Consider the following 10718-nt stretch of genomic DNA (forward strand, 5'->3'; position numbering starts at 1 on the left):
GGCATCGTGATTTGAATTGTTATAATGTAACATTCAATTCAATCAACACGACGGTCCCGAACATGAATTCGATGACACTTCCGGATATCGCCGCGCAGGCCGCACGCCAAACTTTGCCACTCGAATGGGTGGGCATGCGCGGCATTGCGTTACCTGTTTTGTTAGAGGGTCAGCGATTGAGCGCCAAGGCTGATGCGGGTGTCAGTCTTGATGATGGCGAGGCGCGTGGCATTCACATGTCGCGGCTGTATCTGGCCTTGGAAGCACTCGAACAGAAGAACCTGTCCCCAGCGCTACTGCATCAGGTGCTCAAGGATTTCCTGCAAAGCCACGAAGGTTTATCCACCCGCGCCTACCTGAATATCCACACCGATTTGCTGCTAAAGAGGTTAGCGCTAATCAGCCCATTGGCCGGCTGGAAGTCTTATCCCGCGAGCATTTTCGCCAGCCTGATAAATGAAGTGTTCCACGTGGAACTCAAAATCGAAGTGCCCTACTCCTCAACTTGCCCTTGCTCAGCAGCCTTGGCGCGACAGTTGATCCAGCAGAAATTCATCGCCGACTTCGCCAACAAAGCTCTACAACACGCCGACGTTCTGGCATGGCTTGGCTCGACCCAAGGCATCCTTGCCACGCCTCACAGCCAACGCAGCACAGCACAATTGCACCTTCACCTCGACGACTTCATTGATGAGTTTCCTCTTAGCGTGATCATCAATGACGCTGAAGCTGCCCTCGGCACCGCCGTACAAACCGCCGTGAAACGCGCAGACGAACAAGCCTTCGCCCTCGCCAACGGGCAAAACCTGATGTTCTGCGAAGACGCGGCACGCCGTCTGAATCTGGCCCTGCGACGTACTCCCGGTATCAGCGCATTTCAATTGCGAGTGATCCACGCCGAAAGTCTGCACGCTCACGACGCCGTCGCCGAAAGCCATTGGCAGCGTGAGCAAGCATGATCCGCTGCCAATCCCTGAGTTGGGGTGCACCCGGCCAACCACTGACCGTGCCCCTGGACCTTGAACTCGACAGCGGCAGCCTGACGGCGATCATCGGTGCCAACGGCTGTGGCAAAAGCAGCCTGCTGAAAGTTATCGCCGGGCTACAAAAGCCATTGGCAGGCAATGTCGGGCTGAGTGTCCCACGTCAAAGCGGGTTGTCCTTTCTGCCCCAGCAACAGCATCTGGATCGCCAATTCCCCATCAGCCTTGAAGATCTGGTCGCCGCCGGTTTCTGGGGACGCAGGCTCTCGACTCAACTACGAAGCCAGCGCCTGAAAGACGCACTGGCGAACTGGCACCTGAGCGGACTTGAGCAACGCCCACTCATGGCCCTGTCCGGTGGCGAACTGCAACGCGCCCTGCTCGCGAGACTGAGCCTGACCGACGCGCCCGTGCTGCTGCTCGACGAGCCCCACGCCGCACTCGATGAACTCGGTCAGCAGTTGCTCTGGCAGCACATCCACGGCTGGCACGGCGAAGGTCGGACACTGGTCGTCGTGTGTCACGACCTCGCCGCCGTACGCCAACACATCCCGAAAACGTTGCTGATCAAAAACCGCGACTGCGTGTTTGGTGCAAGCGCAGAACTCATTCAGCAAACACCTCACACACAGGTGGCCTGATGCTCACCGTCGCCCACCTCTGGCAACCATTTAATGAGTTCGTGTTCATGCGCCGTGCCCTGCTCGGCGGATTGGTATTGGCGTGCAGCACCGCCCCCCTCGGCGTGTTCTTGATCCTGCGACGGATGAGCCTGATCGGTGACGCCGTGGCCCACGGTATCCTTCCCGGCGCGGCACTGGGTTTCTGGTTTGCCGGACTGAGCCTGCCCGCGTTAACGCTGGGAGGCTTGGGCGCCGGTTTGAGCATGGCTGGCCTCGCCGCCTGGATCACCCGTCGCACGGGCCTGCGCGAAGACGCCAGTCTCGCTGCGATCTATCCGATCTCGCTGGCCAGTGGCGTACTCATCCTCGGCATCGCCGGCAAACGCCTCGACCTGTTGCACCTGCTGTTCGGCTCAGCACTGGCCGTCGATGGTCCGACCCTCACCGGCATGATGTGGGTTTCGGGATTCAGCCTGATCGCCATGGCGCTGATCTACAAACCGCTGCTGCTCGACACCCTCGATCCGTTGTTCTTGAGAACCGTCAGCCGCCTCGGCCCACTCGCCCACGGCGTGTTCCTGACGCTGGTCGTACTCAATCTGGTAATCGGTTTCCAGGCCATCGGCGCGCTGATGGTGGTCGGCCTGATGATGCTTCCCGCTGCGGCTTCGCGATTCTGGAGCCGCCGGCTGCCGACCCTGATTGCCATCGCGGCCGTCATCGGTTGCCTCTCGGTCTGGTTCGGCTTGCTGCTGTCGTTCTACTACTCGTTGCCGAGCGGCCCGGCCATCGTGCTGATCGCCGGTCTTGGCTATCTGTTGTCCGTGGTGTTCGGGTCGGTGCACGGTCTGTTGCGCCGCCCGCCTTTGCTCACATCCCAATGAGGTGCTTCCCGATGCGCGCTCTACTCGTGCTGTTCAGCCTGATGCTGTCGATGTCATTGTCGGCGGCAGAAAAACTGCCTGTGGTCACTAGTTTCAGCATTCTTGCCGACATGGTTCATCAAGTCGGTGGTGAGCATATCCAGATCACCAATATGGTCGGCCCGGACAGCGATGCGCACACTTACGAGCCGACACCGGATGATGCGAAAGCGCTGCTCAGCGCCAAACTGATCATCAAGAACGGTCTTGGTTTCGAGCCATGGCTGGATCGTCTGGTCACCAGTACCGAGACCAAAGCCACGGTCATCAGTGCCAGTCACGGCGTGATTCCACGCTCGCTGGATGAAGACGGCGAAACCGTTCCCGACCCGCATGCCTGGCACAATCTGGCGAACGCCGAGTTGTACATCGCCAATATCACCAAAGCACTGATCGCTGCGGATCCCGCGAACAAAGCCGACTACGAACGCAACAGCAAAACCTACCTGAAGCAGATCTACGCCCTGCTCGCCGAAGCCAAAGCCAAACTCGGTGCGCTGCCACCGGGCAACCGCAAGATCGTTACCAGCCATGATGCTTTCGGTTATCTCGGTCAGGCCTACGGTATCGACTTCATGGCACCGCAAGGCCTGTCCACCGAACGCGACCCCTCGGCTGCCGAAGTCGCCGCGCTGATCACCCAGATTCGCCAGGCCCACGTCAAAGCGGTGTTCATGGAAAACATCAAGGACGCACGCCTGCTCAAACAGATCGCTGACGAAAGCGGCGCGCACATTGGCGGCACGCTGTACTCGGATGCCCTCGCTGCCAGCGGTCCCGCCAGTACCTTCACCGGTCTGTTCGAATACAACCTCAACACTCTTTACGACGCACTGAGCCAACCATGATCCGCAAGAATCCTTCAGGTGATCTGCCCCACATTGCCGAGTCGGCCTACGTCGATAAAACCGCGATCATCTGCGGCAAAGTGGTGATCGGGGAGAACGTCTTCGTTGGCCCCTATGCAGTCATTCGCGCCGACGAAGTAGACGCCTCAGGCGAGATGGAGCCGATCATCATCGGCGCCAATTCGAATATCCAGGACGGCGTGGTCATCCATTCCAAATCCGGCGCGGCAGTGACCATCGGTGAGTACAGTTCCATCGCCCACCGCTCGATCGTGCACGGCCCCTGCGTCGTCGGCGATCGAGTGTTCATCGGTTTCAACAGCGTCCTGTTCAACTGCGTCGTCGGCAACGGTTGTGTGGTGCGGCACAACTCGGTGGTCGACGGTCGGGATTTGCCGGACGCTTTCTATGTGCCCTCGACGACTCGCATCGGCCCGAACACCGACCTCTCGCAATTTCCACCGGTGAGCGTCAGCGCCTCGGAGTTTTCCGAAGACGTGGCGCGCACCAACGTCGACCTGGTGCGCGGCTACAAAGCCTTGCAGAACGAGTTCTGAACCATGAGCAGCGTGCTGATTCGCAACGCAAGGCTGGTCAACGAAGGACGCGAGTTCGACGGCGATCTATTGGTCAGCAATGGGCGCATCGTCAAGATTGCCCGCAGCATCGAAGGCGAAAACGCCAAGGTGGAAATCGACGCGAAGGGCCAATGGCTGCTGCCGGGGATGATCGACGACCAAGTGCATTTTCGTGAGCCTGGTGCGCCAGCCAAGGGCAGCATTCATACCGAGTCGCGGGCGGCGGTCGCCGGTGGCATCACCAGTTTTATGGACATGCCGAATACAAACCCGGCCACTCTCACCCTCGAAGCGTTGGCGGATAAAAAGCGCCGGGCTGCGATCAACTCCGTGGCCAACTACGGGTTTCACTTTGGCGTGAGCCAGGACAACCTCGATACAGTGGCGGCGCTCAATCCGTGTGAAGTCGCCGGGGTGAAAGTGTTCATGGGCGCATCGACCGGCAACATGCTGGTGGACGATCCGAAGATCCTCGAGCGACTGTTCGCCGAGGTGCCGACGATCCTCTTGGCTCACTGCGAGCACACGCCCAGCATCAACGCCAATGCCGCCAACTTGCATGAGCTGTTCGGTGATCGTTTGCCCCCGGCTGCCCATGCGTTGATCCGTAATGCCGTGACCTGTTATCGCTCTTCTTCAATGGCGGTTGATCTGGCGAAACGTCACGGCACGCGCCTGCATGTTTTGCACCTGACCACGGCGCGTGAAGTGGCGTTGTTCGAGGACAAACCGCTGGCGCAAAAACACATCACGGCGGAAGTTTGCCTGCACCATTTGCTGTTTGATGATCGCGACTATCCCCACCTCGGCAACCTGATCAAATGCAATCCGGCGATCAAAACCCAATCCGATCGCGATGCACTACGCGCGGCACTGAACAGCAATCGACTCGATGTGATCGGCAGTGACCATGCACCGCATACCTGGGCTGAAAAACAGCGACCTTATGCGCAGGCACCTGCGGGTTTACCATTGGTGCAGCACGCTTTACCGGCACTGCTGGAGTTAGTGGCGGACGATGTGCTGCCAATCACTACGCTGGTGGCGAAGACCAGCCACAGAGTCGCGGATCTTTTTGCGATTCCCGATCGTGGGTATCTACGTGAGGGCTACTGGGCGGATCTGGTGCTGGTTGAGGCGCAGACGCTGGAGGTCGATCGGCAACCCATTCTGTCGCAGTGCGGATGGACGCCGTTTGCCGGGCGCAGCTTTCGGCATCGGGTGAATGCGACGATGGTGTCGGGGCAGATTGCCTGGCGGGAGGGTCGGGTGAACGAGGGATGTCGGGGGCTGGCGCTGAGGTTTATGCGCTGAATACGAAGACGCTTTCGCGAGCAGGCTCCCACATTAGACTGCATTTCAAAGGTGGGAGCGACGGTACGACGATTCGACCTGCTCGCGAAGCTTTTAAGCTCTTGGCTTCACAGCGCCGCAGTCCTGACCCAACCAAACCGCGCGAGTCTCCAGACTGCCCTTCTGATTGATCCCGATCGCATTGAACGTGCCGTTGGCCACGGTGGTGAATTCACGATCACTGAGGAACGTCGCCACCCCGGTACCCTGCGCTTTCGGGCAACTGAAACGGAATTTCCACTGGTTGCCCGTGCGGTCGGTAATCTGCTGTTTGCAGCCCGATTGCGGGTCGGCCAATGGAATATCGTTGGTCGCCACCTGCTCCGGCGTCAGACAGGCACGAATGCCCTTGCCGCCGATATTGATCCCGTTCTTCTCCAGCGCAGCACGCTGTTGCGGGGTCATCTGGCCTTGCAACTGGCCGAGGATCGATTGCACATCCATCGGCTGGTCATCGACCTTGACGTTGCTCGATGTCATTTCCCACAGCCCCGGCTGCAGCATCTGCGCCTGCGCAACCACCGGCAATGCCAAACCCAGGCCCAGCGCCAAACCCAGCAGACGAACGTTCATCGAAAAACTCCTGATCAGTAGTGGCCGTTAGACGTCGGCCGATTGCTTCGGTTCATGCCCCAATTAAATAGCGACATTCGCGGCAGAACATGGTCTGTTAAGCATTGAATCTTCCGGAGCAAGGCTGCCCCATGGATTATTTTGGACCGCACATTTTCGGTTATCTGATCGCCCTGATACACACCCTCGGTCTGATCGCCGCAATTCACGCGGTGCTCACCGTGCGCACGGCTCAAGGCTCGATCGCCTGGGCATTGTCGCTGATCTTCATTCCCTATCTCACGCTAATTCCGTACCTGGTGTTCGGGCGCAGCACCTTTGATGGTTACATCCAGGCACGACGCCAGGCCAACGAACAGATGCGTCAGGCCATCTCCGAGTTGAACTGGCGTCCGTGGGTGGAAGAAGCCCTGACCGCGCGTGCCTCGAATGCCTACGCTTCGTTACGCGCAATGCCCAAACTCGGACGCATGCCGTGTCTGGCGAATAACGAAGTGCAATTACTGGTCAACGGTGCAGCCACGTTCGAGGCGATTTTCCACGCCATCGATCAAGCCAGAGAAGCCGTGCTGATTCAGTTTTTCATCATCCACGATGATAGGCTCGGTCAGGGTTTGCGTGATCTGCTACTGAAGAAGGCCGCTGAAGGCGTATCCATCCATCTGCTTTACGACCGCATCGGCAGCCATGCCCTGCCCCACAGCTATGTGCAGACGTTGCGTGATGGCGGCGTCGAGGTCAAAGCCTTCGCCACACGCAGTGGCTGGCTCAATCGCTTTCAGGTCAACTTCCGTAATCACCGCAAGATCGTCGTGGTCGATGGAGTGGTCGGGTTTGTCGGCGGGCATAACGTTGGCGATGAATACATGGGTGAAAAACCACCGCTGGCACCTTGGCGCGATACGCATGTGAAGGTACGTGGCCCGGTGGTCGCCTGCATGCAGGAATCCTTTGCCGAAGACTGGTTCTGGGCTGCGCGCGCACTGCCGCCACTGATCCTGCCTGACGAGTACCCGGATGACGGCGTGCTCTGCCAATTGCTCGCCAGCGGCCCGGCGGATGCCTACGAAACCTGCTCGTTGTTCTTTGTCGAAGCGATCCACGCGGCGACCGAACGGGTGTGGATCACCAGCCCGTATTTCATTCCGGACGAAGCCGTATTCGCCGCACTGAGGCTGGCCGTATTGCGTGGCGTCGACGTGCGATTGCTGCTGCCGTCGCGTCCCGATCACCGCATCGTTTACGCCGCGTCCAGTCTCTACGCCTTTGAAGCCGTGCGCGCCGGCGTACGGGTATTCCGCTACGAACCCGGTTTCCTGCATCAGAAAGTGGTGTTGATCGACAGCGAGATCAGCGCGATCGGCAGCGCCAATCTGGACAACCGTTCGTTCCGGCTGAATTTCGAAGTGATGCTGCTGACCGTCGACAGTGACTTCGCCGCCAGCGTGGAGAACATGCTCAGCGCCGATTTCGCGCAAGCCTACGAGGTCGCCAAAGAAGAAAGCCGGGAGATCCACCGCCTGCAACAGGTCGGCATGCGGATCGCCCGGCTTATTTCACCGATTCTATGAAAGCCCTCACCGGTAAGAAAAGGACTGCTTAGCGGTTAAGGGTTGTAGATATCGTCGCGCGTCCACGGCAGTTCATGGCTGCCATCCGCATGCGCCTTCACCGCGAGGATCTGGTGCAGATTGATCCAGCCGCGCGCAAACGCATAAGCGCAGCCGGCCAGGTACAGACGCCAGATACGCAGCGCTTGATCCGGCACCAGTTTGCCAGCGGCTTCCAGGTTGTCCTCCAGCCGCTCACTCCAGTGGTCCAGCGTGCGCGCGTAGTGCAGGCGCAGGCTTTCGACGTCGACAATCTCCAGACCGGCTTCGCTGATCTCGGCCGATATCATCGCCAGGTGCGGTAATTCGCCGTTGGGGAAGACGTATTTCTCAATGAAATCCCCGGCACCACGTCCCACCGGGCGGCCGTCGGTGTGCTTGGCGGTGATGCCATGGTTCATCACCAGACCGCCCTCCTTCACCGCGCCAAACAGGGTTTTGCAGTACTCGGCCAGGTTGGCATGGCCAACGTGTTCGAACATGCCGACGCTGACTACCTTGTCGAAACGCCCGTCCTGAGGCAGGTCGCGATAGTCGAGCAATTGCAGTTCGACCTGGTCCTCCAGGCCTTCGGCTTTGACCCGTTCGCGGGCCAGTTCCAGTTGTTCCTTGCTCAGGGTGATGCCGAACACTTTCGCCCCGAACTCCCGCGCGGCATACCTGGCCAGCCCACCCCAGCCGCAACCGACATCCAGCAGATAGTCACCCGGCTGCAAACGCAGCTTGCGGCAAAGGTGGCGGAATTTGGCTTGTTGCGCCTGCTCGAGGGATTCGCTGCCGGTTTCGAAATACGCGCAGGAGTAGGCCATGTCGCTGTCCAGCCAGAGCTGGTAGAACGCATTCGACAGGTCGTAATGGTAGGAAATGGCTTTGGCGTCGGTTTCCTTGTCGTGCAAGGTACGCACTGGCTGACTGTCGTCATCTTCGCCGAGCAACGCGTTGCTCAATTCGTCGCAGACCCGGATGACCTCGCTGATCGAGCCCTCCAGTTCCAGCTTGCCTTCAACGAATGCCGCTCCGAGCGTGTCGAGGCTTGGATGGGTAAACTGGGTGACCATCGTCGGGTCCTTGACCACGATGGTGACGCTGGGCGCCGGCCCCAGATTGAACTCATGGCCATCCCAGAGTCGCAGGCGCAGCGGAAGCTGCAGATTCTTTAAGGCCGGTGGAAGTTGCGCGAGCATGGAAAATCCCCCTTGTTTCAGACGTCAGATCTGAGGGTAGACCATCCCGAAAAAATAGCAGGCTATCGATTTGATTAACCTTGTCTATCGTTGCAGACGCTCCAGCAAACCATCCTGTATCCACTGTTTCAACCAGGTAACCGCTTGAAGTGGCGCGCCCTCACCATAAGTGACTGCTAACTCGGCGCACAGTTCGGCGAAATTCCAGCCACCGTTGAGTATGCCCATGAGAGCTGTGGCTTCGGCTGGATCCAGGCTGCGGTAACTGCAGATCAATTGGTTGCGCCAGATCAGACAGATCTGTGGGATTTCGAACGGCGCGCTTTCAGGGAATTGCGCTTCTTCCTTTACCGAGCGCCATAAAGAAAGGCTGTTGAAACGGCACTCCAGCCGTTGCATGGACGGCACCGCTCTGACGCGTAATTCGGGCCACTCCTCCGGAGCCAAAGCCGCCATGGCCTCAATTGTCAGCGGCTCAGCGGCAGGTGCATCGAAAGCCAGGGTGAAGGCCCATTCGAGCGCAATCAGCTCGGCCAGCGGCGCGCTCTGTTCCGGCACCAGATGCTCGCGGACGAAGCCTTCGAAGCCTTTACCCAACCAGCGCAGGCTGAAGTGCGCAGACGGATACCGATAGATGTAAGCCATTGCGAGGCGGTCGAATTCCTCATCGCCCAGCCAGTGCAGGCTCGTGGGAAAGTCATTGCGCAACACGTCCAGCAAACGCGCCTTGTAAGCATTGTGGTAGATCGCCAGTCCCGTGCCGACATCCAGTGTCGGGCCACCGATCAGGCTCTCGCTCAACGTCGGATTCGCGTTGGGGTCTTCTTCGAGCAGAAACGCTTCAAACGCCAGTTGCCAGTCTTTCAGGAGCATGGTTGCCTCCGCGCAAGAACCTTGTTCCCGAGCTGACGGGCCGTTTGTAGTTCATCAAGCAGCGCTTCGAAGGGCGGAAAATGATCGTCGCGTTCCAGCAACGTGGCCACCGGGCCGAAATGTTCGAGTGTGCGTTGATAGAGCGCCCAGACCGGATCGCTCACCGGATGGTCGTGGGTGTCGATCACGTAATCGCCGTAATCGCTGTGCCCCGCCAGATGCAGTTGGCGGACTTTATCAACGGGCAGGCTGCTGATGAAGTCCCATGGATCGAAGCCATGATTACGTGAACTGACGTAGACATTGTTCACATCCAGCAGTAATTCGCAGCCGCTCACATGGCTGAGCAAAGCAAGAAACTCCCACTCGGTGAATTCGTCAGAGGCGCCGCGCACGTAACTGGAGACGTTTTCCAGCACCAACGGGCGCTGCAGAATGTCCTGAACCTGCATCACCCGAGCAGCAATGTGGACCAGGCTTTCTTCGGTGTAAGGCAACGGCAGCAAATCGTGTAGCTGATGGGCATTGCCGCGGCTCCAGCACAGGTGATCAGAAATCCATGCCGGTCGGACGCGTTCGGCCAATTGTTTGAGTTGTTTGAGGTAGTCAGGATCGAGGGCATGCGGCCCGCCGATGGACAACGATACGCCGTGCATCACCAACGGATAGCGTTCGGCGAAGGCATCGAGGTAATACAGAGCCTTGCCGCCCTGCACCATGAAGTTTTCCGAGACCACTTCGAACCAGTCGACATCCGGCGACTGCTCAAGGATCTGTTGATAATAAGCACTGCGTAAACCCAGGCCATAACCCAGAAAAGGAAAAGAGGCGGACATGTGCGGACTCCTGATAAAAAGTGGCCGCAGTGGCGCAAACCACTGCGGCAACACTTGCCGGTCAGTTATTCGCCGACCTTGCCACCGGCTTTTTCGCACGCCGCCTGAGTCATTGCCTTGAAGCCCTGGCCTTTGCAGGCGCCCATGCCTTTACAGGCGTGGTCTTTGGTTTTGCAGTCGTTCTGGCCTTTGCAAGCGGTCACGCCGTAGCAGTGAACGTTGGCATCGGCGGCCATCGCGTTGGAGGCAACACCGGCAAACATTGTGGCGGCAGCCAAAGCGAGAGCGGCACCAGCAGCAGCGGTCTTGATGGTCATTTTTCTTATCCTCGGTA

The 10718-nt window shown here is 58.9% G+C and carries 12 protein-coding genes; 7 read left to right on the plus strand and 5 right to left on the minus strand.

What is annotated here, in order from left to right:
• Positions 1 to 62: 62 nt before the first annotated feature.
• From folE2 to AC1DVF_RS11500, 6 genes are read left to right on the plus strand one after another with little or no spacing between them, the layout of a single operon-like run.
• Positions 63 to 959 (plus strand): GTP cyclohydrolase FolE2, encoded by an 897-nt coding sequence (folE2, locus tag AC1DVF_RS11475; protein WP_460130441.1) that lies wholly within the window; start codon positions 63 to 65, stop codon positions 957 to 959.
• Complete coding sequence (locus AC1DVF_RS11480; protein WP_093429590.1) at positions 956 to 1624, plus strand: metal ABC transporter ATP-binding protein; 669 nt, start codon at positions 956 to 958, stop codon at positions 1622 to 1624. The genes folE2 and AC1DVF_RS11480 overlap by 4 nt, the downstream gene beginning before the upstream one ends.
• A complete protein-coding gene (locus AC1DVF_RS11485) occupies positions 1624 to 2490 on the plus strand; it encodes a metal ABC transporter permease (RefSeq protein WP_477782473.1) in 867 nt (288 codons plus the stop codon). The genes AC1DVF_RS11480 and AC1DVF_RS11485 overlap by 1 nt, the downstream gene beginning before the upstream one ends.
• An 11-nt stretch (positions 2491 to 2501) precedes the next feature.
• Entirely contained in the window at positions 2502 to 3377 is an 876-nt protein-coding gene (locus tag AC1DVF_RS11490) for a metal ABC transporter substrate-binding protein (RefSeq protein WP_477782474.1), read from the plus strand.
• Positions 3374 to 3934 (plus strand): gamma carbonic anhydrase family protein, encoded by a 561-nt coding sequence (locus tag AC1DVF_RS11495; protein ID WP_093429587.1) that lies wholly within the window; start codon positions 3374 to 3376, stop codon positions 3932 to 3934. Before AC1DVF_RS11490 ends, AC1DVF_RS11495 begins: the two co-directional genes overlap by 4 nt.
• Positions 3935 to 3937: 3 nt before the next feature.
• Positions 3938 to 5269, plus strand: a complete 1332-nt coding sequence (locus tag AC1DVF_RS11500) for a dihydroorotase (protein ID WP_460089331.1) — start codon at positions 3938 to 3940, stop codon at positions 5267 to 5269.
• A 93-nt stretch (positions 5270 to 5362) separates the two neighbouring features.
• Here AC1DVF_RS11500 and AC1DVF_RS11505 read toward each other — a convergent pair whose 3' ends face one another.
• Complete coding sequence (locus tag AC1DVF_RS11505) at positions 5363 to 5881, minus strand: DUF3617 domain-containing protein (protein ID WP_034152149.1); 519 nt, start codon at positions 5879 to 5881, stop codon at positions 5363 to 5365.
• Between the two features lie 131 nt (positions 5882 to 6012).
• On the opposite strand from AC1DVF_RS11505, the gene cls reads away from it, so the two are divergent.
• Positions 6013 to 7452 carry a cardiolipin synthase gene (gene cls, locus AC1DVF_RS11510; RefSeq protein WP_194935720.1) on the plus strand — a complete coding sequence of 480 codons (1440 nt, stop codon included), beginning with the start codon at positions 6013 to 6015 and terminating at the stop codon, positions 7450 to 7452.
• Positions 7453 to 7487: 35 nt separating this feature from the next.
• Here the strand turns inward: cls and cfaB are convergent, their stop codons facing one another.
• From cfaB to bufA2, 4 genes are all read right to left on the minus strand, one after another.
• Complete coding sequence (cfaB, locus tag AC1DVF_RS11515) at positions 7488 to 8675, minus strand: C17 cyclopropane fatty acid synthase CfaB (RefSeq protein WP_477782475.1); 1188 nt, start codon at positions 8673 to 8675, stop codon at positions 7488 to 7490.
• Positions 8676 to 8759: 84 nt separating this feature from the next.
• On the minus strand, positions 8760 to 9548 hold the full coding sequence (locus AC1DVF_RS11520) for an HvfC/BufC family peptide modification chaperone (protein WP_477782476.1): 789 nt from the start codon (positions 9546 to 9548) through the stop codon (positions 8760 to 8762).
• Positions 9539 to 10384, minus strand: coding sequence for an MNIO family bufferin maturase (gene bufB, locus AC1DVF_RS11525; protein WP_093429582.1), 846 nt, complete (start codon positions 10382 to 10384; stop codon positions 9539 to 9541). Before bufB ends, AC1DVF_RS11520 begins: the two co-directional genes overlap by 10 nt.
• Before the next feature lie 65 nt (positions 10385 to 10449).
• The gene (gene bufA2 / locus AC1DVF_RS11530) at positions 10450 to 10701 is read right to left on the minus strand and encodes a BufA2 family periplasmic bufferin-type metallophore (RefSeq protein WP_093429581.1); all 252 of its coding nucleotides are present in this window, start codon (positions 10699 to 10701) and stop codon (positions 10450 to 10452) included.
• Positions 10702 to 10718 lie beyond the last annotated feature (17 nt).

The organism is Pseudomonas sp. P4_D7, assembly GCF_056401755.1.